Source organism: Streptomyces sp. NPDC001292 (assembly GCF_042896465.1).
In the GTDB taxonomy this organism is placed as follows: Bacteria; Actinomycetota; Actinomycetes; order Streptomycetales; family Streptomycetaceae; genus Streptomyces.
The window spans coordinates 138380-160427 of sequence record NZ_JBIAXG010000014.1 but is presented as its reverse complement, the minus strand read 5'-3'; the positions used below and the strand labels follow the sequence as shown (position 1 = coordinate 160427).

22 protein-coding genes, 1 tRNA gene and 1 pseudogene are annotated in these 22048 nt (G+C 73.8%); 12 read left to right on the top strand and 12 right to left on the bottom strand.

The features are described from left to right. Positions 1–19 precede the first annotated feature (19 nt). Both ACFY4A_RS17655 and ACFY4A_RS17650 read left to right on the top strand, forming a co-directional pair. A complete protein-coding gene (locus ACFY4A_RS17655; RefSeq protein WP_390830323.1) occupies positions 20–1231 on the top strand; it encodes an ROK family protein in 1212 nt (403 codons plus the stop codon). A gap of 110 nt (positions 1232–1341) precedes the next feature. After that, positions 1342–1848: pseudogene (locus tag ACFY4A_RS17650) on the top strand (HAD hydrolase family protein); the annotation flags it as partial. Between the two features lie 62 nt (positions 1849–1910). Here the strand turns inward: ACFY4A_RS17650 and ACFY4A_RS17645 are convergent. From ACFY4A_RS17645 to ACFY4A_RS17635, 3 genes are all read right to left on the bottom strand, one after another. Then, complete coding sequence (locus ACFY4A_RS17645) at positions 1911–2450, bottom strand: hypothetical protein (RefSeq protein WP_390830322.1); 540 nt, start codon at positions 2448–2450, stop codon at positions 1911–1913. Between the two features lie 191 nt (positions 2451–2641). Further along, on the bottom strand, positions 2642–3124 hold the full coding sequence (locus ACFY4A_RS17640) for a Dps family protein (RefSeq protein ID WP_390830321.1): 483 nt from the start codon (positions 3122–3124) through the stop codon (positions 2642–2644). A 176-nt stretch (positions 3125–3300) separates the two neighbouring features. Then, complete coding sequence (locus ACFY4A_RS17635) at positions 3301–4107, bottom strand: alpha/beta hydrolase (protein ID WP_390830320.1); 807 nt, start codon at positions 4105–4107, stop codon at positions 3301–3303. A gap of 63 nt (positions 4108–4170) precedes the next feature. On the opposite strand from ACFY4A_RS17635, the gene ACFY4A_RS17630 reads away from it, so the two are divergent. After that, on the top strand, positions 4171–4944 hold the full coding sequence (locus ACFY4A_RS17630; RefSeq protein WP_390830319.1) for a sulfite exporter TauE/SafE family protein: 774 nt from the start codon (positions 4171–4173) through the stop codon (positions 4942–4944). Positions 4945–4972: 28 nt separating this feature from the next. On the opposite strand, the gene ACFY4A_RS17625 is transcribed toward ACFY4A_RS17630, so the two are convergent. Continuing rightward, complete coding sequence (locus ACFY4A_RS17625) at positions 4973–5128, bottom strand: hypothetical protein (RefSeq protein ID WP_390830318.1); 156 nt, start codon at positions 5126–5128, stop codon at positions 4973–4975. Positions 5129–5418: 290 nt separating this feature from the next. On the opposite strand from ACFY4A_RS17625, the gene ACFY4A_RS17620 reads away from it, so the two are divergent. Continuing rightward, a complete protein-coding gene (locus ACFY4A_RS17620; RefSeq protein WP_390830317.1) occupies positions 5419–6546 on the top strand; it encodes a serine/threonine-protein kinase in 1128 nt (375 codons plus the stop codon). An 80-nt stretch (positions 6547–6626) separates the two neighbouring features. Further along, positions 6627–7097 carry an RpiB/LacA/LacB family sugar-phosphate isomerase gene (locus ACFY4A_RS17615; RefSeq protein ID WP_390830316.1) on the top strand — a complete coding sequence of 157 codons (471 nt, stop codon included), beginning with the start codon at positions 6627–6629 and terminating at the stop codon, positions 7095–7097. A 33-nt stretch (positions 7098–7130) separates the two neighbouring features. Here ACFY4A_RS17615 and ACFY4A_RS17610 read toward each other — a convergent pair whose 3' ends face one another. Beyond that, positions 7131–8198 (bottom strand): galactosyldiacylglycerol synthase, encoded by a 1068-nt coding sequence (locus ACFY4A_RS17610; protein WP_390830336.1) that lies wholly within the window; start codon positions 8196–8198, stop codon positions 7131–7133. A 299-nt stretch (positions 8199–8497) separates the two neighbouring features. Here ACFY4A_RS17610 and ACFY4A_RS17605 point away from each other — a divergent pair, with 299 nt between their 5' ends. The 4 genes from ACFY4A_RS17605 to ACFY4A_RS17590 all read left to right on the top strand — a co-directional run bounded on the left by ACFY4A_RS17605 (position 8498) and on the right by ACFY4A_RS17590 (position 12402). Next, positions 8498–9346, top strand: a complete 849-nt coding sequence (locus ACFY4A_RS17605) for an SDR family NAD(P)-dependent oxidoreductase (RefSeq protein WP_390830315.1) — start codon at positions 8498–8500, stop codon at positions 9344–9346. A gap of 8 nt (positions 9347–9354) precedes the next feature. Further along, positions 9355–10374, top strand: a complete 1020-nt coding sequence (locus ACFY4A_RS17600) for a DMT family transporter (RefSeq protein WP_390830314.1) — start codon at positions 9355–9357, stop codon at positions 10372–10374. Positions 10375–10424: 50 nt separating this feature from the next. Beyond that, on the top strand, positions 10425–11180 hold the full coding sequence (locus ACFY4A_RS17595) for a polysaccharide deacetylase family protein (protein ID WP_390830313.1): 756 nt from the start codon (positions 10425–10427) through the stop codon (positions 11178–11180). Between the two features lie 418 nt (positions 11181–11598). After that, positions 11599–12402, top strand: a complete 804-nt coding sequence (locus tag ACFY4A_RS17590; protein WP_390830312.1) for a cobalt-precorrin-6A reductase — start codon at positions 11599–11601, stop codon at positions 12400–12402. On the opposite strand, the gene cobF is transcribed toward ACFY4A_RS17590, so the two are convergent. Both cobF and ACFY4A_RS17580 read right to left on the bottom strand, forming a co-directional pair. Continuing rightward, the gene (gene cobF / locus ACFY4A_RS17585) at positions 12344–13132 is read right to left on the bottom strand and encodes a precorrin-6A synthase (deacetylating) (RefSeq protein ID WP_390830311.1); all 789 of its coding nucleotides are present in this window, start codon (positions 13130–13132) and stop codon (positions 12344–12346) included. The genes ACFY4A_RS17590 and cobF overlap by 59 nt on opposite strands. An 85-nt stretch (positions 13133–13217) precedes the next feature. Beyond that, entirely contained in the window at positions 13218–13745 is a 528-nt protein-coding gene (locus ACFY4A_RS17580; RefSeq protein WP_390830310.1) for a DUF309 domain-containing protein, read from the bottom strand. A 99-nt stretch (positions 13746–13844) separates the two neighbouring features. Between ACFY4A_RS17580 and ACFY4A_RS17575 the strand changes: the two genes are divergently transcribed. After that, positions 13845–13918, top strand: a tRNA-Pro gene (locus tag ACFY4A_RS17575). A 61-nt stretch (positions 13919–13979) separates the two neighbouring features. Here ACFY4A_RS17575 and ACFY4A_RS17570 read toward each other — a convergent pair. The 5 genes from ACFY4A_RS17570 to iolC form a co-directional block, all read right to left on the bottom strand. Beyond that, positions 13980–14765: a GntR family transcriptional regulator gene (locus tag ACFY4A_RS17570; RefSeq protein WP_390830309.1), complete on the bottom strand. Its 786-nt coding sequence runs from the start codon at positions 14763–14765 to the stop codon at positions 13980–13982. A 66-nt stretch (positions 14766–14831) separates the two neighbouring features. Continuing rightward, complete coding sequence (gene iolD / locus ACFY4A_RS17565; RefSeq protein ID WP_390830308.1) at positions 14832–16715, bottom strand: 3D-(3,5/4)-trihydroxycyclohexane-1,2-dione acylhydrolase (decyclizing); 1884 nt, start codon at positions 16713–16715, stop codon at positions 14832–14834. Positions 16716–16722: 7 nt separating this feature from the next. After that, on the bottom strand, positions 16723–17616 hold the full coding sequence (iolB, locus tag ACFY4A_RS17560; RefSeq protein WP_390830307.1) for a 5-deoxy-glucuronate isomerase: 894 nt from the start codon (positions 17614–17616) through the stop codon (positions 16723–16725). Positions 17617–17733: 117 nt separating this feature from the next. Further along, a complete protein-coding gene (locus tag ACFY4A_RS17555) occupies positions 17734–18612 on the bottom strand; it encodes a deoxyribose-phosphate aldolase (protein WP_390830306.1) in 879 nt (292 codons plus the stop codon). A gap of 13 nt (positions 18613–18625) precedes the next feature. Then, positions 18626–19597 carry a 5-dehydro-2-deoxygluconokinase gene (iolC, locus tag ACFY4A_RS17550; protein WP_390830305.1) on the bottom strand — a complete coding sequence of 324 codons (972 nt, stop codon included), beginning with the start codon at positions 19595–19597 and terminating at the stop codon, positions 18626–18628. A 352-nt stretch (positions 19598–19949) separates the two neighbouring features. Here iolC and ACFY4A_RS17545 point away from each other — a divergent pair, with 352 nt between their 5' ends. Together ACFY4A_RS17545 and ACFY4A_RS17540 are read left to right on the top strand one after the other, a co-directional pair. Continuing rightward, complete coding sequence (locus ACFY4A_RS17545) at positions 19950–20972, top strand: sugar ABC transporter substrate-binding protein (RefSeq protein WP_390830304.1); 1023 nt, start codon at positions 19950–19952, stop codon at positions 20970–20972. Positions 20973–20977: 5 nt separating this feature from the next. Continuing rightward, a complete protein-coding gene (locus ACFY4A_RS17540) occupies positions 20978–22048 on the top strand; it encodes an ABC transporter permease (RefSeq protein WP_390830335.1) in 1071 nt (356 codons plus the stop codon).

Genomic DNA, 22048 nt, shown 5'->3' with positions numbered 1-22048 from the left:
CCGACCGACGAGAGGTGCGATGGAGATCCGCCGGGAACTCGCGGGAGCGGGCCTGCCGAGCATGGCTCTGGTGCGGGAGCTGACCGACCAGATCGTGCTGGACACCGTGTTCGAGCAGGCGCCGGTCACCCGGGCGGAGATCGCCCAGCGCACCGGCATCTCCAAGACCACCGTCTCGGAGTCCGTACGGCGCCTCGAGGAGATGCGGCTGCTCAGACCGGCCGGCGAACAGCGCGGCCGGCAGGGCCGGGTGGGCACCTACTACCAGGTGGCCGCCGACGCCGGATTCGTCCTCGCCGTCAGCCTGCACCCGACGGAGATCCGGCTGTGCGCCGCCGACCTTTTCGGCCACCCCTTCCTGCAGAGCACGCACCAGCCGATGCGGCCCCGCAACCCCGAGCACACCGCCCGGCAACTGCGCACCCTCGTGGCCGGCGCCGTCGACCAGGGCGGCGTCGACCACGGACGGCCGCTGGCCGTGGCGGTCTCGGTGGCCAACCCCGTCGACCCCAGGACCTCCGCGGTGATCCCGCTGCGGGACACCCCTTACCCGGGCGGCGTCTTCCAGCCGCAGGAGGCGCTGGCCGGCCTGACCGACGCGCCGCTGCTGGTGGAGAACGACGTCAACCTCGCCGCCGTCGCCGAACGCTGGCACGGCGCGGGCCGCGCGGCGGACAGCTTCGCCTACGTCTACATCGGCGCCGGCCTCGGCATGGGCCTGGTCATCGGCGACCGGCTGGTTCCGGGCTCCCGGGGCGTGGCCGGCGAGATCGGCTACCTCAGCGTCAGCTCCCAGCCGCCCGGCACCCCGCACGGCCTGGCCCGCGCCGTGGCCCAGGCGGGTTTCGGCACCGGGCAGCTGCCCGAGCCCGACGGCCCGGATCCGGTGGCCGCGGCCCGCGAGGTGCTGCGGCGCGCCGAGGAGGGCGACGCCGAGGCGCTGGCCGTCGTCGCGGAGGAGGGCCGCACCATCGGCGAGGCGATCGCCACCGTCTGCGCGGTCGTCGATCCCGAGCTCGTCCTGCTCGGCGGCCCCGTCGGCAGCCACCCCGCCCTGCTCGAACCGGTCCGCGAGGCGGTACGGACGCTGGCCCCGCTGCCCCCGCCGGTCGAACCCGGAGCCCTGGGCGAGGCCGCCCCCCTGCGCGGCGCCCTGGCCGTCGCCCTGCGCCGAGCCCGCACCGATCTGCGCAGCCGTGCCGATCTGCGCACCCGCGCCGGAACCGGCTGACCACGGCACCCCGCCACGACCAGACGACCACCGCACGCCCCGCGCACGGCAACGGAGCCGGCGCCCCACCACCCCCGGACGCGCCCACCGCGCCGCCACGGAAAACGGACATGCCCAGCACACCCTCGCCCCGGCTCACCGCCCCCGAACCCGTCACCGAGCCCGTCACCGGCCCCGTCGGCATACGGCTGATCGTCACCGACATGGACGGCACGCTCCTGGACGACGACAAGCGGCTCCCGGCCGGACTGTGGCCGACCCTGGCCGAGCTGCGCCGCCGCGGTGTGCTGTTCAGCCCCGCGAGCGGCCGCCAGTACGCCACGCTGGCCGAGCAGTTCGCCGGACACGACGAGGGCATGGTGTTCATCGCGGAGAACGGCACCTACGTCGTCCGCGACGGCGTGGAGCTGAGCTCCGACCCCCTGGACCCGGCCGTAGCGGCCCGCCTCGTCGGCGCCGTACGGGAACTCGTCGCCTAGGGCGTGGACGTGGGCGCCGTGGTCTGCGGCAAGCGGTCGGCCTACGTGGAGCGGACCGACGAGGCCTTCCTGGCCGAGGTCCGCAAGTACTACGTCCGGCACCGGATCGTGTCGGACGCCGCAGCCGTCGACGACGACGGTGGGTGCGACCGCCCGCGCGGCGCGCACGCCGGTGGCCGGGCCGTGGGGCGGTGCGGGAATCAGGCGGTGGCGCCGTGGCGCGCGGCCGCGGCGACGATGTGGTGCCGGGTGACACGGCCGATCTCGTGCCAGAACGGCTTCGCCGTCAGGTAGGCGCCCAGTACGGAGAGGACTCCGAGGGAGACGTCGACGCTGATCCGGCCCTGCTTGGCCCAGTAGACGTCCTGGAGGTCCAGCAGGAGCGCGAACTCGTCGCAGATGAGGGCGGTGCCGCAGCCGTAGGCGGCCGCGACGGCGGGGTGCCCGACCGCGCGTTCGTCACCGCGTACGGCGATCAGGCCCACGCCGGCGAGGGTGGCGATGCCGAAGTTGTAGTGGTGCAGGTGCTCGCCAGCGGCGGAGATGTTGCCCCAGGGCAGCCAGCCGCCCCGGATGCCGTGCGTGATGACGCGGACGGTGCCGAACGTGACCCCGAAGGAGATCCACGTGATCAGCAACGACCGTCGCAGCGGGGGCAGATGCCGGTCCGCCGTCTCATGCCATCTGCTGACGAGCAGGGGCCGGTCCCGGTCGCGGTGACGTGCTTCGGTGAGTCTCATGGCTGACCGGCCTCCCACGCCGAACCGGCATCCTCGAACAGCGTTCCGGCCGTCCCGGGCACCGTCACTGGTGTGCGATGTCGACGTTAGGCGCGGGGCCCCCGTCCCGCATGCCCGCCGCCGCGCGACGGGACCGCTCGGGTGACGGGGGTGCGGGACGTCGGCCGGACCGGCCCGCCGGCGTGCGGCGCTCAGCCGCGCTCGCTCACGTTCTCGGCGGCGAACATCCAGCGCTGCTTCTCCAGTTCGGCCGTGATCGAGATGAGCAGGTCCTGGGTGACCGGGTCGGGCTTCTCCGTCACGTCGATGCGCTCGCGCAGCCGTTTGATGGCCGCCTCCAGGGACTCGACCATGATCTCGACGACCTCCGTGTCGCGCACCCAGCCGTCCTTGGGGCCGGGCAGCGTGAAGGCCGAGGCGATCGTCTCCGGGCGGCCGTCCGGCGGCAGACCGAGCGCCGCGGCGCGCTCCGCCACCGTGTCGGCGAACTCGCGGGCCGCCGCCACCACTTCGTCGAGCTGGAGGTGGATGGACCGGAACCGCGGTCCCACGATGTTCCAGTGTGCCTGCTTCCCGATGAGGGAGAGCCCGAGAAGGTCCACGAGAGTGCTCTGCAGCGCGTCCCCGGTGACCTGCCGGGCCGAATCGGGGATCGTGCTCTTCACGACAGTCATACGGTGGTTCTCCTTGCGGAGTCGTCTCTGGCGGTACGGAGCAGTGCGACGCGTTCGTCCCCGCCGGTCCCGCCCACGCCGCGCAACCACTCCATGCAGGCGCGAGTGCCCTCGCCGAAAGGGAGCAAACAACCGCTTGCCCAGGTGGGACGCCCCTTTCCGGCCGGAGGTGGCGCTCAGCGCGCGAGCACGCGGCCCAGGAATCGGGTCATGTCGGCGAACACCTCCGCCCGGTTCGTCTCCAGGAACACCTCGTGCCGGGCGCCCCGGTAGATCCGCTCGGTCAGCGTACCGCCCAGCCTCTCGATCCCGACCCGGCTCCCGCCGATCGGGACCAACCGGTCGTCGTCGCCGTGCAGCCACAGCACGGGCAGCTCCCCGACGTCGCCGTTCTCGGCCACCGCCTCCAGGGTCCGCGCGAACGCCTCGACCGTCGTTCGCTTCATCGGGCCGTGCCAGACGAGCGGGTCCGCCGCGTACGCCGCACCGACCGCGGGGTCCCGGGAGAGCGCGGCCGGGCTGACCGGCGTGTCGGGGATCTCGTCCAGGGCCAGCAGCCGGCCCGGCAGTTCCCAGGCGCCGATGACCGGCCCGGACAGCACGAGCGCGGCGAGTTCCCCGCCGTGGCGCTGGGCATAGCGGGCGGCGATCAGCCCGCCCATGGAGTGGCCGATCAGCACGAGGGGCAGCCCGGGGTGTGCGGCACGGGCGAGATCCGCCACGGCGTGCACGTCGGTGACGACCTCCTCGAAGTCCTCGACCACCACGCGCTCGCCCGCCGACTTCCCGTGGCCCATGTGGTCGGGTGCGTACACGACCGCGCCGTGCGCGCCCAGTGCGCGGGCCGGCTCCTCGTAGCGGCCGGAGTGCTCGCCGTACCCGTGCACCACGAGCGCGATGTACCGCGACCGCGGGTGCGGCCACTCGCGGACGGCGAGTGCACCCCGGGTGCCGGTCAGGACGTGCTCGCGGGCGTCGGCCATGGCTCCTCCAGGTGAGACGGTCCTTACGCCCCGCGGTTGTCAGGACATAGCATCGGTCACCGCATGAACACGATGACGCTGTGGAACATATCCGGGTGGGGGTTCGCCGCGCTGGCCTTCGCGGCCCTGCTCGTCGGCTTCTCCAAGACCGCCGTCAGCGGCGCCAACACGGTCAGCCTCGCCGTCTTCGCGGCGGTCCTGCCCGCCCGCGCCTCCACCGGAGTGCTGCTGCCGGTCCTGATCGCCGGCGACGTCCTCGCCGTCCTCACCTACCGGCGGCACGCCCACTGGCCCACGCTGTGGCGGCTGTTCCCGGCGGTCGCGGCGGGAGTGGTCGTCGGCACCCTGTTCCTGATGCGGGCCGACGACAGGGTCGTACGCACGTCGATCGGGGCGATCCTGCTGCTGATGGCGGCGGTGGCGGTGTGGCGGCGGCGCGGCGCCGACCGGGGGGAGGAGCCGGACTCGGTCATCACGCGTGCGGATCGCCTCAAGGCCCGCTCCTACGGCGTCCTCGGCGGCTTCACCACCATGGTCGCCAACGCGGGCGGCCCCGTGATGTCGCTGTACCTGCTGTCGGCGGGCTTCCGCAAGCTCGGCTTTCTCGGTACGTCGGCCTTCTTCTTCCTCATCGTCAACGTCTCCAAGGTGCCCTTCAGCGCCGGTCTCGGCCTGATCGACGGCCGCTCGCTCCTCCTGGACGCCGTGCTCGTGGTCTTCGTCGTGCCCGGTGCGCTGCTCGGCAAATGGGCGGTGCATCGCATCAACCAGCGCCTCTTCGAACAGCTGGTGATCGCGGCGACCGTCTTGGGCGGCTTGCAGCTGCTGCTGCGCTAGCCAGTCAGCTGGTGGCGAGGCCGTCCGGTCAGGAGGCCGCGCGCGCCAGCGCCGCGCGGAAGCGGTCGTAGCGCTCCACGCCCGCCACGTCGTCGGCGCGCCGCGGTCGTCCCGCGAGGACGCCCCAGACGCTCGCCATGAACAGCGTCGCCAGCGGGATGAGCAGCCATGTCAGAGGGGTCAAGGTTCGTCCTCTCCTTCCCGAGCGGATCAGCCGGGTAGGGCGACGATGACACACATGATCAGCTCTACATATTTGTATGACGAACGACTCCATGCTTTTCACTCGGAGGGCCCCGGCCCAGAACTCGGAAGGTTCTTGTCCGGACAATCCGCCCGGGAGGGCCGGGCAGGGGTCGGGAGCGCCCCGAGTGATCGTTAAGATGAGCCGCGGTTGCCGCGATCCGTATGCGCTGCCCGGCTGCTGCCGCGCCCGCTGCGGGGAGCGGTCGTGAGGGCGGGACTTCGGGGATCTTGAGGGCGGGGCTACGGGTGCTGGTGGCGGGGCGGTACCGGCTGCAGACGGTCATCGGGCGCGGCGGAATGGGAGAGGTCTGGCGAGGCCTCGACGAGGTGCTCGGCAGACCGATCGCGGTCAAACTGCTGCTGAACGACGGGTCGGACGCCTCGGCGGAGGCCCGGTTCAGGCTGGAGGCGCAGACCTCGGCCCGGCTGAACCATCCGCACGTGGTCGGGACGCTCGACTTCGGTGCCTGGGAGGACCGCTGCTTCCTGGTGATGGAACTGATCGAGGGCGACAGCCTGGCCGGTGAACTGACCGCCGGCGGCCCGCTCACACCGGAACGGCTGGCCCAGGTGGCCCAGCACTCAGCCGAGGGCCTCGCCGCGGCGCACGCCCAGGGCATCGTGCACCGGGACGTCAAGCCCGGCAACCTGCTCAGCGACCACCACGGCACCGTCCGCATCGCCGACTTCGGCATCGCCCGCTTCGTCGACGATCCCTCCGGCGCACTCACCACCACCGGGCAGATCGTCGGCACCGGCCTCTACCTGGCGCCCGAACGGGCCATCGGCACCCCGGCGAGCGCGGCCTCCGACATGTACTCGCTCGGCTGCGTGCTCTACCACCTGGCCGTCGGCTCCCCGCCCTTCGAGGCGTCGACCGCGACCGCCCTGCTCTACCAGCACGTCGACTCCGCGCCTGTACCGCCGCACCAGCGGGGCGCGGCGCTGCCGCCCGCCTTCGAGGCGTACCTGCTGAGCATGCTGGCCAAACGGCCGGAGGAGCGGCCCACGGCCCGGCAGGCCGCGGACTGGTTCGCGGGCGGCGCGTGGCGCGGCGTGCCCGAACCGCTTCCCCCGGAGCAGTGGGGTGGGAGCGGGGGCCGCGGGCAGCGTCGCGGTCCGAGCCAGCGGGGCACAACAACTCCCGCGCACCGCCGCGCCGCCGCCCCTGCCCGCGCCGGGGTCGCGTCTGGGGCCGCCGACATGGACTCCGGCTGGAACACCAGCGTGCACCGGGTGCCCCCGCGCAGACCCGGCCTGCGCTCCTCGCTGCGCCGCCACTCCCGCGCCGCCGCCGTGGTGGGCGGCGCCGTCCTCTTCGTCTCCGCACTGCTCGTCGGGAAGGCGTGGTTCTAGACGCGCCCGCGGCGCGCTCGCCGGCCGGGGCGGGCGGGTGCCCCTGGAGTCCGGACGGCGCGCTGATCAGTCTCCGGCACATGCGGATCTCCATCTCCTCGGACACGGCCGAAGCCGTCGCCCGCTCGCTGGTCGTCCCGCTGCGCGAGCGCGGGTACGAGGTGGTGATCCACGGTGCGCCGCGCCCCGGGGACGACCCGCAGTGGGCGGTGTGCTCGGCCGTCGCGGCCCGTGACGTCGCCGAGGGGCACGCCGACCAGGTCGTCGTCTGCGGCTGGACCGGCACGGGTGCGTCCATCGCCGCGAACAAGGTGCCGGGCGTACGGGCCGCCCTGTGCACCGACGCCTGCACGGCGGACGGCGCCCGCCGCCGGAACGACGCCGATGTGCCGGCGCTCGGCCTGCGGCTGACCTTCGAACCGCTGCTGAAGGAGATCCTCGACGCCTTGTTCGCCGCCGCGCCGAGCGAGGACGCCGAGGACCGCGAGAACGTCGCCCGCGCCGGACGCCTGGACCTGAGACGGGGGGACGAGGCCGGGGACCGGCCCTGAGAAGCCCCCAGGGGGACGGGGCCGTGGCAGGCCCTAGGAAGGACGGCTCGCGCCCGCGGCCCGCACGACCAGGTCGAGCGGGTCCTCCCGGAAGAGGGCGCGCCCGGCCGTGATCCGTTCCTCACGTGGCGTGCCAGGCGCCGTGAGGCGGCTCAGCGAGCGCAGCAGGGCGGCCGGGTCGGGCGCGTGGTCGCAGACGCCGAGGGCTGCCATACGGCGCACGCCCTCCGCCCCATGTCCGGGCAGCGGGCGGTGGCCGACGACGGGCAGGCCGGCGGCGAGCGCCTGCACGGCGGTCTGCCCGGCCGCGTTGTCCACCAGGGCGGCACACGCGTGCAGCAGCTCCGGCATGTCCGTCACCCAACCGGGGGTGAGGACGCCCGGCGTATCGGACAGGGCGCGGCGCAGCCGTTCGTTGCGTCCGCAGAGCACGACCGGCAGGAAGCCGTGCGCGGCGAGCAGCCGGGCCGTGTCGGCCAGACGGCTGCCGGCTCCCCAGGCGCCCGCGGAGACCAGCACCGCGGGCCGCCCGCCGCCGTGCCGCTCCAGCCGGCGCCGCCATACGGCGGTTCCCGGCCTCGCGGCGAAGAACTCCGGCGCGACGACCGGACCGGTCGCCTCCGCCGCCCGGCCGGTGCCCCGCCGCACCTCCCGGGCGGTCTCGTCCGTGAGGCACGCGTGCAGGTCGTTGCCCGGGTGCAGCCACTGACGGTGCGCCGCGAAGTCGACGACGACCACCGCGCTGGGCACCCGCAGCGCGCCGCGCGCCCGGAGATGGCCGGTGAGCTGGGCGGCCAGATGGAAGACCGGCACCACGACGTCTGGCCGCCACTCACCCACCAGGCTCAGCAGACGCCCACCGGCCAGCCGTGCCAGCGGGGTGCCGCTCGGGCGCGGCCCGGGGCCGGGCGCGAGGAACAGGTCGTAGATCCCGGCGTAGACCCAGGGGGCCTCACGGACGACGGTCCGGTAGAAGCCGCGCAGGCCGCTTCCCAGGCCGCCGGGCAGCAGGGCCAGCACGTCGACGACATGGGTCTCCTTGCCCGCGGCGCGGGCGCGGCGGGCCAGCTCGGCGGCCACCGTGTCATGGCCCGACCCCATGCTCGCGGTCACAACGAGCAGCCGCTCCGCCCCCGGCGGCGACGTCGGGGCCGGCCGGCCGGGCACGTGGCGCGTCCCGGGCTCCCGGGCGGCGGGCAGCGGTGGCGGCACGGACGATTCGGACGACACTGGAAGTGAGTAACCCTCACCCACCGCAGTCAAACGAATCGGTACACCCTTCCGCCCGTCCCACGTTTCGGGCACCGCCCCCGGGATACTTCACCACCCCGGAGGCCGTCCCGTACCGCCGGGGCCGCACCGGCGGCCCTCGGTCCGTCCGATCCTCGAGGTGCGTCCCGATGTCCCACGCCCCCTCCCGCGTACGATCCGGCTTCGGCACGCCGGTCGAGGCCCCGGTGGCGCCGAGCGCCGCGCCCGGCCGGACCGGCGGTGCCGGGGTGCCGGGCGGGGGCGCGCTGGTGACCGGCGCCTCGTCCGGGATCGGCGCGGCCGTGGCGCGGCGGCTGGCCGCGGAGGGCGGCTGGCGCCTGGTGCTCAACGGGCGCGATCGCACACGGCTGGAGGAAGTCGCCCGGGGCACCTCGGCCGTTGCCTTCCCCGCGGACCTGTCCGGCCAGGGCGCCGAGCGGCGGCTGGCGGAGTTCGCGCTCGACAGCGTCGGCCGTGTCGACCTGCTGGTGGCGGGCGCGGGCATCGGGTGGGCCGGGCCGTTCAGCACCATGCCGCAGCCCGCCATCGACGAGGTGTTCGACGTCAACGTGCTGGCGACGCTGCGCCTGGTCCGGCTGCTGCTGCCCCAGATGATCAAGCAGGGCGCGGGCCGCGTGGTCATCATCGGCTCCCTGGCCGGCACGGTCGGTGTCCGCGAGGAGGCCGTCTACTCCGCCGCCAAGGCCGCGCTGGGCGTCTTCGCCGACGCCGTGCGCTACGAGCTGCGCGGCACGGGGGTCGGCATCAGCCATGTGGTGCCCGGGGTGGTCGACACGCCGTTCTTCGACCGCCGCGGAGTTCCCTACCGGCGCGCCCGGCCCCGGCCCGTCCCGGCGAGCCGGGTCGCCGACGCGGTGTGGGAGGCGGTGTCGCGGGGCCGGGACGAGGTGTACGTCCCCGGCTGGACCCGCCTGCCCGGCCGGGTCCGCGGCGCCGCGCCCGCCTTGTATCGCCGCCTCGCCGCACGGTTCGGGTGACGCACGGGGTGAACGCGCTCACCATCGTCCTCGCGCTGTTCGCCGCATGTGCCAATGCCGCGGCCTCGGTGTTGATGAGGCGCGCGGCGACGGAGACGTCCGACGGCGGGGGAGCGGGCGACCGGCGCACCAGCCGTAGGGCGGACGAGATGCCGGACGGGCGTGGGAAGGGCGGCGGTCCGGCACCCCGGGCGGCGGACGGCGGACGAGGGCCGGTCGCCGTGCGTTCGCCGCACGCCGTCAAGGTCAGGCGGCGGCGGTTCTGGCTGGCCGGGGCGGCCATGCTGGCCGGGTCCGCGGTGTTGCAGGCCGCGGCGCTGGCCGTCGGGAGCCTGTCACTCGTCCAGCCGCTGCTGGCGACCGAACTGTTGTTCACGCTGGCGATCGGCAGCATCGTCTTCCGCAGGCGGCCGGCCCGGATCACCTGGCTGTCCTTCCTGGCCCTGGCCGTCGGACTGGCCGTCTTCCTCGGCGCCGCCGCGCCGTCCGCCGGACGCGCCACGGTCGAGGGGGCGCGCTGGATCCCGGTCGGCGTCGCCGTGGTGTGCCTGGTACTCCTGCTGGTCGGCGTGGCGCGGCTGGTCAAGGGCCCGCCCCGGGCCGCCGTGCTCGGTCTGGGCTCGGCCGTGCTGTTCGCGGCGACGGCCGCCCTCCTCAAGGAGGTGACGGGCCTCTATCCGCAGGGCCTGGCCGCGCTGGCGTCGAACTGGACGCCGTACGCGACGGCGATCACCGGGCTGGCCGCCTTCGGACTGCTCCAGTGCGCCTTCCGGGCGGGTACGCTCGTCGCCTCCCAGCCCGCCCTCACCCTCGGCGACGCCTTGACGAGCGTGGCGCTGGGATGGGCGCTGTTCGGGGAACACATCGCCCTGGGCGTGCGAATGGTGCCCGAGGCGATCGGTATTGGTCTCCTCGCGGCCGGCACGGTCGGTCTGTCCCGTTCTCCCGCCGTGTCGGGCAAGTGGGACGCGGAACCGGCGGCGGGCGCGGCCCCGGATCCGGGAAAGGCGCAGGCGGAGCACCCGTGAGAAGGGGTCGGCAGGTGGCAGGCGGAGCACCCGTGGGGAGTGGTCGGCAGGTGGCAGGACCGGGCAGCCGTCATGCGCGTACCGCGGTGGCGGCCCTCACGCCGGTGGCCGCGGTCGCGGCCGTCCACATCGTCCCGGCGGCCACGTGGCTGCCCCGCTTGCGGGCCCGGTGCTTCCCCGGTCTCGCCGGGACCGGCCGCCCCGACCACGTCGCACTGACCTTCGACGACGGCCCGGACCCGGCCTCCACTCCGCACTTCCTGGACGAACTGGACCGGCTCGCCGTGCGCGCCACGTTCTTCGTCCTGGGCGAGAGGGTGGCCCGCTTCCCCGGTCTCACCCGGCACATCGCGGACCGGGGACACGAACTCGCCGTGCACGGCTGGACCCACAGCCGCCCCTGGCTGCCGGCTCCGGCCCGGGACGTCCGGGAGACCGCGCGGGCGGCCCTCGCCGTGCACGACACCACGGGCCGGCGGCCGCGGTGGTACCGCCCGCCCTACGGGATCCTCACCGCGGGCCGCTGGACCGCCGCCCGGCGCGCGGGCCTGCGCCCCGTGCTGTGGACCGCCTGGGGCCGCGACTGGACGGCGGACGCGACCCCCGCCTCCGTCCGCACGACCGTCGCCGCGGACCTGTGCGGCGGCGGCACGATCCTCCTCCACGACACCGACCACGCCTCCGCCCCCAACTCCTGGCAATCAACCCTCGGCGCCCTGCCCGCCCTGATCGACACCTGCCACAAGGCCGGCTGGTCGGTGGGCCCCCTGTCCGAACACGGCCTGCACCGAGCCGAACCGCGCTGAGTCCCACCCGTTTCCCGGGGGCCCACGCCGTCGCAGCCCCGGACGCCTCGCGCCCGCCGGCCCGCCGCCGGGCGTGCCCGCCCGACGCGCCATGGACGCGCGTCATGGCGGCCGGCCACGGCGGGCGCCGGGGACGGCCCGGCCGGTTCGTCGGAGGGGCCCGTGGCCGTCTCGCCGCCGCACCCTCCGGGCTGCGCTGGGCGCGCCGGGCCCGAACGGCCGGTGGTCGTGTGGACACGCTCGCCTGCGCGGCGCGCCGCGTCGCCCGCGCCGGCAGGCGGTGCCCGCGCACGCATGCCGGATCGCGCGTGAGACCGCGCACCGCCCACGGCCGAGGCCCCTCCGCCGGCACGGCCTCGGCCCCCGTCGGCCGCACCCTGCTGCCGACCCTCGTCCGTCACCCCCTACGCTCGATGTCATGTCCTCGCACATCCTGGTTCTCGGTGGTACCGCGGAGGCCCGTGAGCTGGCCGCGGTGCTTGCGGGGCGGGGCGGGGTGCGGGTGACCAGTTCGTTGGCGGGGCGGGTGGCTCGGCCGGGGGTGCTGGATGGGGACGTGCGGGTCGGGGGTTTCGGTGGGGCGGAGGGGCTGGCCTCCTGGCTGCGTGAGCACCGCGTGGACGCCGTCGTCGACGCCACCCATCCCTTCGCCGAGGCGATCACGCGGAACGCGGCGCGGGCCGCGGCGGCGACCGGCGTGCCCGTGGTGGTCCTGCGCCGGCCCGGATGGCGGCCGGGCCCCGGGGACCGCTGGCACCCGGTCGCCTCGCTGCACGCCGCGGCGGAGCTGCTGCCGCGGCTCGGGCGCCGGGCGTTCCTGACCACGGGACGGCTGGGCCTCGGCGCCTTCGCCCACCTGGACGAGGTGCACTTCGTCGTACGGTCGGTCGAGCCGCCGGAGCCTCCGATGCCCCCGGACGCGCGGGTGGTGCTCGCCCGCGGGCCGTTCACCGTGGCCGGCGAGACAGAGCTGCTCCAGGCGCACCGCATCGACGTGCTGGTGACCAAGGACAGCGGGGGAGCGGCCACCGCGGCCAAACTCTCGTCCGCGCGGGAACTCGGGCTGCCGGTCGTCGTCGTACGCCGTCCGCCGCTGCCGCCGGAGCTGACCGCCGTACCGGACGTCACGGCCGTGCTGGAACGACTCGGCCTGGCGGCCCGGCCTACTCCGCCTGCTGCGCCCGGCCCTCCGGCTTCCGGCGCAGCAGATACGTGTCCATGATCCAGCCCTTGCGCTCGCGGGCCTCGGCCCGCAGCCGCTCGATGCGCGGCGCGGCCTCGGCGATCGGGCCGGAGACGAGGATCTCGTCCGCGGTGCCTATGTAGGCGCCCCAGTAGATGTCGATGTCCTGGTCGGCGCAGTGCCGGAAGGCCTGGTGGGCGTCCAGCATCACCACCACGTCGTCCACGCCCTCCGGGAACCCTTCGGCCAGCCGCCGCCCGGTGGTGATCTGCACGGGCCGGGCGACCCGGTTGAGCCCCGTGCGGTGCCGGGCCACCAGGGCCGAGACGCTGCTGATGCCGGGCACCACGTCGTAGGCGAAGTCCACCGCGCCCCGCGCCAGCACCTCCTCGAGGATGCCGAGCGTGCTGTCGTACAGCGCCGGATCGCCCCACACCAGGAACGCGCCGGTCTCGTCCTCGCCCAGTTCCCCGGTGATCAGCCGCTCGTACATGTCCGCGCGTGCGCTGCGCCAGTCGCCGACGGCGGGGGAGTAGGCGGCACCGCCCGCCGTCCGGTCCCGCTCCGGGTCGCGCGCCTCAACCACGCGGTACGTCCCCTCCGGTATGTGCGTGCGAAGCATGTCCCGGCGCAGCCGTACGAGGTCCGACTTGGCCTCGCCCTTGTCGAGGACGAAGAACACGTCCGTGTCGCGCAGCGCCCTGACCGCCTGGAGGGTGAGCTGGTCGGGGTCGCCCGCGCCGATGCCGATCACATGAATCTTTCGCACGCCCCGAGTCTGCCGTACGGCACTGACAATGCGTGCACCGGTGCCACACCGGCCGCTACCCGGCACCGCTCACACGGTACGCCGGCTACGCCCCACCGCCGCGCAGCCGAGGCGCCCGCTCCGCCGCGTCCACGGCACCCGCCGCCCCGCTGTCCACGGCGTCCGCCAGCTCCCGCGCCCACGCCACCACCCCGGACGCGTTCATGCCGTACGGAGTCCGCTCCCCGGTGTCCGCCACCCACTCCTCCACGGCACCCGCCCCGCGCCGCAGCAGCCGGGCGCCGCCGGTGACGTTGCCGCGGGCCGCGTGCGTGAGCCCCACCGCGAGCTGGGCCAGCCCCCGCCACAGGGTGCGCTCCGCCCGCGGTCCCGACTTCCAGGCGTCCTCGAAGACCTCGTGCGCGTGGAACGGCTTGCCCGCGTCCAGCAGCGCCTGAGCCTCGTCGACCGTCTCCAGCGGGGTGCGCACCAGGCCCTCGGGCTGCCGCGGCACCCCGTCGACGCCGTACGGCAGGGGCCGCCCGAGCCCGTCCCGGGGCCGCGCGTTGCGCGCCCGCCCCTCACTGTCCCGGTCCCGCGCGCCCGCCGGCCTGTCGGAGGATGTGCCGCTCATACGCCGATTGTCCCCGACCCGTGCCCCTTTTCGGCATGGCCCCGAGGTGCGGTAAAGTGACGTTCGCGCGATCACGCGGTTCACCGCACGAGCGCGCACCGGGACGTGGCGCAGCTTGGTAGCGCACTTGACTGGGGGTCAAGGGGTCGCAGGTTCAAATCCTGTCGTCCCGACGGTGCGAGGAGCCCCGCAGGCAGCAGCCTGCGGGGCTCCTCGCGTGCGTGCGCCGTCCGCTCACGACCGCACCAGCAGCTGGAAGTCGAAGGTGTACCGGGACGCGCGGTACACGTGGGTGCCGTACTCGACCGCGCGGCCCGTGTCGTCGTAGGCCGTGCGCTGCATGGTGAGCAGGGCGGCGCCCTCCTGCTCGTCGAGCAGAGGGGCCTCCTCGGCGGTGGCCGCGCGGGCGCCGATGGTCTGGCGGGCGCTGTGCAGGGTGATGCCCGCCGAGCGCATCAGGCGGTACAGGCCCGTCGACTCCAGCCGGGCGGTGTCCGGTTCGAGCGGGGCCGTCGGCAGGTGGTTGCACAGGAACGCCACCGGCCGGCCGTGCGTGAACCGCAGCCGCTCCAGCGCCGTGATCTCGGCGCCCTCCGCGAGGCCGAGCGCGGCGGCCACGTCGGCGGTCGCGGGCACGCGCTCGTTGCGCAGCACCTTGGTGGTCGGGCCCTGCCCGGCCGTCTCCAGGTCGTCGTAGAGACTGCTCAGCTCCAGGGGGCGCTTGACCCGGCTGTGCACCACCTGTGTGCCCACCCCGCGCCGCCGCACGAGCAGGCCCTTGTCGACCAGGGACTGGATGGCCTGGCGGACCGTGGGGCGGGACAGGCCCAGGCGAGCGGACAGGTCGATCTCGTTGCCCAGGAGGTTCCCCGGGGTGAGGAGCCCGTGCTCGATCGCGGCCTCCAGCTGCTGGGCGAACTGGTGGTACAGCGGCACCGGACTGCCCCGGTCCAGGGCGAAGTCCAGGGAATCGAGCGCGCAGACGGTCCCGGGACGGGACCGGTCACCGGTCGTCGCCACGGCGGCACCCCCTTCGGGTCGGGTCTGGTGGAACACGGGCTCGAGCGGCTTGCCGCCGGGGCGCGGTCACAGATGACGGCGGCGGGCGGCCACCTCGTGGTCGTAGCGGGCGCGGGCCCGGACGGCGGGCTCGCGGGCGGCCACCTCGGCCACCGGCACGTCCCACCAGGCTTCGGCCGGGGGAGCGGCCGGGGCGGGACGCTCGACGTCGGTCTCGACGTATACGCACGTCGGGCGGTCGGAGGCACGGGCCGCGCCCAGCGCCCGGCGCAGCTCGCCGACCGTCTTGGCGCGCAGCACCTCCATACCGAGGCTGGCGGCGTTGGCGGCGAGGTCCACGGGGAGGGGTGCGCCGGTGAAGGAACCGTCTGCGGCGCGGTAGCGGTAGGCGGTGCCGAAGCGCTCGGCGCCCACCGACTCCGACAGACCGCCGATGGAGGCGTACCCGTGGTTCTGGACCAGCACCACGTTCACGGGCAGGCCCTCCTGGACGGCGGTGACGATCTCCGTCGGCATCATCAGGTAGGTGCCGTCGCCGACCAGCGCCCACACCGGCGTGTCCGGCGCGGCCTGCTGCACGCCGATCGCGGCCGGGATCTCGTACCCCATGCAGGAGTAGCCGTACTCCAGGTGGTACTGGCGCGGGGAGCGGGCCCGCCACAGTTTGTGCAGGTCACCGGGGAGGGAGCCGGCCGCGTTGATCACCACGTCGTCGTCGCCCACGACTGCGTCCAGCGCGCCCAGCACCTGGCTCTGGGTCGGTACGGCACTGTCGTCGTCGGCCCCGAAGGCCGCCTCGACCACCCGCTCCCAGCGCTCCTTGCCGGCGCGGTACTCGGCCTCGTACCCGGCGTCCACACGGTGCCCTGCCAGTTCCTCCGTGAGCGCCGTGAGACCGGTCCGCGCGTCGCAGACGAGGGTCGTGGCCGCCAGCTTGCGGGCGTCGAACGCGGTGATGTTGAGGTTGAGGAAACGGACCTCCGGGTTCTGGAAGAGCGTGCCGGAGGCCGTGGTGAAGTCGGTGTAGCGGGTGCCGACGCCGATGACCAGGTCCGCGGTGCGGGCCAGGTCGTCACTGACGGCCGTGCCGGTGTGGCCGATGCCGCCGAGGTCGGCCGGGTGGTCGTGGCGCAGCGAGCCCTTGCCCGACTGGGTGGAGGCGACCGGGATGCCGGTGGCGTCGGCGAGCGCCTTCAGCGCGTGCTCGGCCCCGCTGTGGTGGACGCCGCCGCCCGCGACGACCAGCGGGCGCCGGGCCGCCCGCACGGCCCGTACCGCGTCGGCGAGTTCGGCCGGGTCCGGGGCGGGACGCCGTACCCGCCACACCCGCTCGGCGAAGAACTCCTCCGGCCAGTCGAAGGCCTCCGCCTGCACGTCCTGCGGCAGCGCGAGGGTGACCGCCCCGGTCTCGGCCGGGTCGGTGAGCACCCGCACGGCGTTCAGGGCGGAGGGGATCAGGGCCTCGGGGCGGGTGATCCGGTCGAACCAGCGGGAGACCGGGCGCAGGGTGTCGTTGACCGACACGTCCGCCTCGACGGGGTGCTCCAACTGCTGGAGCAACGGGTCGGCGGCGTGCGAGGCGAAGTAGTCGCCGGGGAGCAGGAGCACCGGGAGACGGTTGATCGTGGCCAGTGCCGCACCCGTGACGAGGTTGGTGGCGCCCGGTCCGATGGACGTCGTGACCGCCTGCGTGGACAGCCGGCCGCGCTGCCGGGCGTACCCGACCGCGGCGTGCACCATGGCCTGCTCGTTGCGGCCCTGGTGGTACGGCATGACGTCCTCGCCCGCATCCATCAGCGCCTGTCCGAGACCGGCCACGTTGCCGTGGCCGAAGATGCCCCAGGTGCCGGCGATCAGCCGGTGCCGTACGCCGTCGCGCTCGGTGTGCTGGGCGGCGAGGAACCGCACCAGCGCCTGGGCGGCGGTGAGGCGGATCGTGGAGTGGCTCATCGTGACCTCACGGGGAAGGGGCGGTGTACAGGGGCAGGCGGGGGTCGACGGGCTGCTCGGGCCAGGTGCCGCGGATCCACGCGTGGTCGGGGTGGTCGCAGATCAGCCAGGCACGCTCGGCGTCCGGGCCGGCCATGACGTTGAGGTAGTACATGTGGTGGCCGGGCACGGCCATCGACGGCCCGTGCCAGCCGTCCGGGATCAGGACCACGTCACCGCCGCGCACCTCGGCCAGCACGTCCGTCTCGCGGCCGGGACCGGACGGGGAGACCCGCTGGTAGCCGAGGCCGGGGGTGCCGTCGTGGGCGGCGAACTCGAAGTAGTAGATCTCCTCCAGGACCGACTCCTCGCCCGGCCGGTGCTCGTCGTGCTTGTGCGGCGGGAAGGAGGACCAGTTGCCGCCAGGGGTGATCACCTCCACGGCGATCAGCCTGTCGCACTCGAAGACGTCCGCCGCGCCGAAGTTGTTGACCTGGCGTGAGCAGTTTCCGGTGCCGCGCAGCTCCACCGGTACGCCGGAGGCGGGACCGTAGCGGGCGGGCAGGCGCCGGGTGCAGCGGGCGCCGGTGAGCGCGAACCGCCCGCCGCCGGCGGACGAGACGGTCGCGCGGGCGTCGCGGGGTACGTACGCGAAGTCGCTCACCCCGCTGAACACGCTTTCTCGGCCGGCCAGTTGGAACGTGTCGCTGCCGAAGTCGTCGGCGGCGGCGACCGCGCAGCCGCCGCTGAGCGGCAGCACGATCCACTCGCTCTCGCCGGTGTCGAAGGTGTGCGAGCCGCCCGGCGGCAGTTCCAGGACGCGCAGGCTGGAGTGGCCCCAGCCGGCGGACTTCGGGCTCACGTCCGCGACGTAGGGCCCACCGAGGGCCTTTCCGGCGGGGAGGTGGTACGGGCTGGTCACGAAGATGCCTCCTTGTCGCGGCGGGATCCGGGCGGGGTCCCGGCGGGATCACGGCGGATCAGGGCTGGAGCACGGGCGTCACGGCTGGAGCAAGGGCGGGCCCGGTCCGGAAGGTGCTCACAGCAGGCTCACGGCCGTGTCGACCGCGCTCTCCACACTGCCCGCGGCCGGGTACAGCAGCGACCGGCCGACGACCATGCCCTGCACGGTGGGGAGTCTGAGGGCTTTGCGCCAGCGCTCGTAGGCGCCTTCCTGGTCGTCGCCGATCTCGCCGCCGAGCAGCACGGCGGGCAGCGTGGAGGTCCGCAGGACCTCGGCCATGTCGTCCGGGTTCTCGGTGACGGGCAGCTTCAGCCAGGTGTAGGCGGAGGTGCCGCCCAGGCCCGACGCTATGGCGATGGAGCGGGTGACGGCCTCTGCGGACAGGTCGTTGGCGACCCTGCCGCCGGCGCGGCGCGCGATGAACGGCTCGACGAAGACCGGCAGGCGCAACTCCGCCATCTCGTCGACGGCCCGGGCGGTGGACTCCAGGGTGGTCAGTGAGCCGGGGTCGTCGTAGTCGATGCGCAGCAGCAGCTTGCCCGCGTCGAAGCGGAGCCGGGCGATGTCGCGGGCACGGTGCCCGGTGAAGCGGTCGTCCATCTCGAAGGAGGCGCCGGACAGGCCGCCGCGGTTCATCGAGCCCATGACGACCTTGCCGTCGAGCACCCCGAGGAGCAGCAGGTCCTCCAGGACGTCGGCGGTGGCGAGCACCCCGTCGACGCCGGGCCGCGACAGCGCGACGCACAGGCGTTCGAGCAGATCGGCCCGGTTGGCCATGGCGAGTCTGCGGCCGCCGACGCCGAGCGCGCCGCGCGCGGGGTGGTCGGCGGCCACGATCATCAGCCGGCCGCTGTCGCCGATCAGCGGGCGGCGCACCCGGCGCGCGGCCGCCTCCGCGACGGCCTCGGGGTGCCGGGCACGGACCGCGGTCAGGTCGGGGATGCTGAGGGTCAAGGGGAGGCTCCGTTCAGGCAGTGGCTCGCGCGAGGAGGGCGTCGACCTCCGTACGGGTGGGCATCGCGGAGGAGCAGGCGAGGCGGGAGGCGACGAGGGCGCCGGCCGCGTTGGCGTACCGCATGGTCGTCGTCAGGTCCCAGCCGGACAGCAGGCCGTGGCAGAGCGAGCCGCCGAACGCGTCGCCCGCGCCGAGGCCGTTGACGACCTCGACGGGAACCGGCGGGACCTCGGTCCGGGTGCCGTCCCGGTGCACCGCGAGGACGCCCTTGGGGCCCTGTTTGACGACGGCCAGTTCCACACCGGCCGCGAGCAGCGCCTCGGCGCAGGCCTCGGGTTCGCGTACCCCGGTGGCGATCTCGCACTCGTCGACGTTGCCGACCGCCACGGTCGCGTGCCGCAGCGCCTCGGCGTAGTACGGGCGTGCCTGTGCGGGGTCCGTCCAGAACATCGGGCGCCAGTCGAGGTCGAAGACGGTGGTGCCCGCCTTGTCGCGTGCCGTCAGGGCGGCGAGTGTGGCCGAGCGGCTCGGCTCCTCGCTCAGGCCGGTGCCGGTGATCCAGAAGATGCGGGCCGCGCGGATGGCCGAGAGGTCCAGTTCGTCGGTGTGGATCTCCAGGTCCGGAGCCTTGGGCCGGCGGTAGAAGTACAGGGGGAAGTCGTCCGGCGGGAAGATCTCGCAGAAGGTCACCGGGGTCGGGTACGCGGCGACCGGCGTGACCCAGCGGTCGTCGACGCCGAAGTCCTTCAGCGCCTCGTGCAGATACGCGCCGAACGGGTCGTCGCCGGTGCGGGTGATCACCGCGGTGGAGCGGCCGAGCCGGGCCGCGGCGACAGCCACGTTGGCCGCGGAACCGCCGAGGAACTTGCCGAAGGTCTCCACCCGCGCCAGGGGTACGCCGGACTGCAGGGGGTAGAGATCGACTCCGATGCGTCCCATGGTGATCAGGTCGAAGGACTGGGCGGACTCAGCGGGCTCTGCCATGCGCGACGCTCCTCGAGCTGGGCTGGGGTGCGGGTCCCAGGGGCCCCGCGACGGTGGGGACACGGATCCCGGGGCCTGCCGCTTCCCAGATGTAGGACCCGGACGGCCGCACTGTCAAGGGTTTGTTCTTACATTCGGACTAGCTCGTGAACGGATGTCTTGACAAAGTATTGACAGCGGACGCGCCAGGGGATTGGATCCGGTCCCAACGCACCAGCCGCGCAAGCGGCACACGGCCCCGGATCCGTCCTTGCCGGCCCCGGGCCCCGGACCCTCCCGATGCCCTACCTTCCCCCCGAGTTTCCCGAGTTCTCCCCTAGCTTTCCCCGAGCCACAGTGAGGTGCAGGAAAGATGGACCGCTCTTCTCGCCGCTCCCGCAGAGTCGCCCCCCTCGTGGCCGTGGCCGCGGTGGCGGCCCTGACCCTCGCCGGCTGTTCCAGCAGCTCGGGCGGAAAGAAGGCCGAGGAGGACGGGGGCGGTGGCGGCGGCACCGCGGGCAAGGCCACCACGCCCCGGATGACGGTCGCGCTGGTCACCCACCAGGCGCCCGGCGACACCTTCTGGGACATCGTCCGCAAGGGCGCGGAGGCGGCCGCCGCCAAGGACAACATCAAGCTCGTCTACTCCGCAGACCCCAACGCCGGCACCCAGGCCAACCTCGTCCAGAACGCCATCGACCAGAAGGTCGACGGCATCGCCGTCACCCTCGCCAAGCCGGACGCGATGCGGAGCGTGCTGGCCAAGGCCGAGCAGGCCGGCATACCCGTGGTCGGACTCAACTCCGGCCTGAACGACTGGAAGAAGCTCAACCTGCTGGAGTTCTTCGGGCAGGACGAGTCGGTGGCGGGCGAGGCGTTCGGCAAGAAGCTGAACGAGGTCGGCGCCAAGAAGGCCGTCTGCGTGATCCACGAGCAGGGCAACGTCGGCCTGACCCAGCGCTGCGACGGCGTGAAGAAGACCTTCCAGGGCTCGATCGAGAACCTCTACGTCAACGGCGCGGACATGCCGTCGGTGAAGTCGACGATCACCGCCAAGCTCAAGCAGGACGGCTCCGTCGACCACGTCGTCACCCTCGGCGCCCCCGTCGCGATGACCGCGGTGCAGTCGGTGGGCGACGCGGGCAGCAAGGCCCAGGTCGCCACCTTCGACCTCAACAAGGAGCTGACCGGCGCCGTCAAGAAGGGTGACATCGAGTTCGCCGTCGACCAGCAGCCCTACCTCCAGGGCTACCTGGCCGTGGACGGCCTGTGGCTGTACAAGAACAACGGCAACTACAGCGGCGGCGGTGAGCAGCCGGTGCTCACCGGACCGGCCTTCGTCGACAAGTCCAACGTCGAGAAGATCGCGGGGTTCGCCGCGAAGGGCACCCGGTGAGTGACATGTCCCAGCAGGCCGCACCGGCGGTGGGCACACCGCCGGCTCCCGGCTCACAGCAGACCGACGGCCGCACCGTACGGCGCCCGCTGGCGCTCCGGCTGCTGGCCCGCCCGGAGGTCGGTGTCTTCCTCGGCGCCCTCGCCGTGCTCGTGTTCTTCCTCGTCGCCGCGCCCTCGGTCCGCCAGGGCGGCTCCATGGCGACGGTCCTGTACCAGTCGTCGACCATCGGGATCATGGCCCTGCCGGTGGCGCTGCTGATGATCGGCGGCGAGTTCGACCTCTCCGCCGGCGTCGCCGTGATCACCTCGGCGCTCACCGCGAGCATGCTCAGCTACCAGCTCACCATGAACGTGTGGGCGGGTGTGATCGTCGCCCTGGCGGTGTCGCTCGGGGTCGGCGCCTTCAACGGCTGGATGCTGGTGAAGACCGGTCTGCCCAGCTTCCTGGTCACCCTCGGCACCTTCCTGATCCTCCAGGGCGTCAACCTCGCCGTCACCAAACTGGTCACCGGCAACGTGGCCACCGACGACATCAGCGACATGGACGGCTTCGAGCAGGCCAAGGCCGTCTTCGCCTCGTCCTTCGACGTCGGCGGCGTCCAGGTGAAGATCACCGTGGTGTGGTGGCTGGTCTTCGCCGCACTGGCCACCTGGGTCCTGCTGCGCACCAAGTACGGCAACTGGATCTTCGCGGTCGGCGGCAACAAGGACAGCGCCCGCGCGGTCGGCGTGCCCGTCACCTTCACCAAGATCACCCTGTTCATGCTGGTCGGCTTGGGCGCCTGGTTCGCCGGCATGCACCAGCTGTTCTCCTTCAACACCGTGCAGTCCGGCGAGGGCGTCGGCCAGGAGCTCATCTACATCGCCGCCGCCGTGATCGGCGGCTGCCTGCTCACCGGCGGCTACGGCTCCGCCATCGGCCCCGTCTTCGGCGCCTTCATGTTCGGCATGGTGAACCAGGGCATCGTCTACGCGGGCTGGAACCCCGACTGGTTCAAGGCCTTCCTCGGCGTGATGCTGCTCGGCGCCGTCCTCATCAATCTGTGGGTCCGGCGCACGGCGACCCGGAGGTGA

Bases quoted from the DNA above. Each gene is read 5' to 3' on its own strand.
- ACFY4A_RS17655 (WP_390830323.1), top strand. From the start codon at position 20: ATGGAGATCCGCCGGGAACTCGCGGGAGCGGGCCTGCCGAGCATGGCT.
- ACFY4A_RS17605 (WP_390830315.1), top strand. From the start codon at position 8,498: ATGTCCCACGCCCCCTCCCGCGTACGATCCGGCTTCGGCACGCCGGTC.
- ACFY4A_RS17645 (WP_390830322.1), bottom strand. From the start codon at position 2,450: ATGAGACTCACCGAAGCACGTCACCGCGACCGGGACCGGCCCCTGCTC.
- ACFY4A_RS17615 (WP_390830316.1), top strand. From the start codon at position 6,627: ATGCGGATCTCCATCTCCTCGGACACGGCCGAAGCCGTCGCCCGCTCG.
- iolD (WP_390830308.1), bottom strand. From the start codon at position 16,715: ATGAGCCACTCCACGATCCGCCTCACCGCCGCCCAGGCGCTGGTGCGG.
- ACFY4A_RS17590 (WP_390830312.1), top strand. From the start codon at position 11,599: ATGTCCTCGCACATCCTGGTTCTCGGTGGTACCGCGGAGGCCCGTGAG.
- iolC (WP_390830305.1), bottom strand. From the start codon at position 19,597: ATGGCAGAGCCCGCTGAGTCCGCCCAGTCCTTCGACCTGATCACCATG.
- ACFY4A_RS17635 (WP_390830320.1), bottom strand. From the start codon at position 4,107: ATGGCCGACGCCCGCGAGCACGTCCTGACCGGCACCCGGGGTGCACTC.
- ACFY4A_RS17580 (WP_390830310.1), bottom strand. From the start codon at position 13,745: ATGAGCGGCACATCCTCCGACAGGCCGGCGGGCGCGCGGGACCGGGAC.
- ACFY4A_RS17540 (WP_390830335.1), top strand. From the start codon at position 20,978: ATGTCCCAGCAGGCCGCACCGGCGGTGGGCACACCGCCGGCTCCCGGC.
- ACFY4A_RS17640 (WP_390830321.1), bottom strand. From the start codon at position 3,124: ATGACTGTCGTGAAGAGCACGATCCCCGATTCGGCCCGGCAGGTCACC.
- ACFY4A_RS17545 (WP_390830304.1), top strand. From the start codon at position 19,950: ATGGACCGCTCTTCTCGCCGCTCCCGCAGAGTCGCCCCCCTCGTGGCC.
- ACFY4A_RS17610 (WP_390830336.1), bottom strand. From the start codon at position 8,198: ATGGGGTCGGGCCATGACACGGTGGCCGCCGAGCTGGCCCGCCGCGCC.
- ACFY4A_RS17630 (WP_390830319.1), top strand. From the start codon at position 4,171: ATGAACACGATGACGCTGTGGAACATATCCGGGTGGGGGTTCGCCGCG.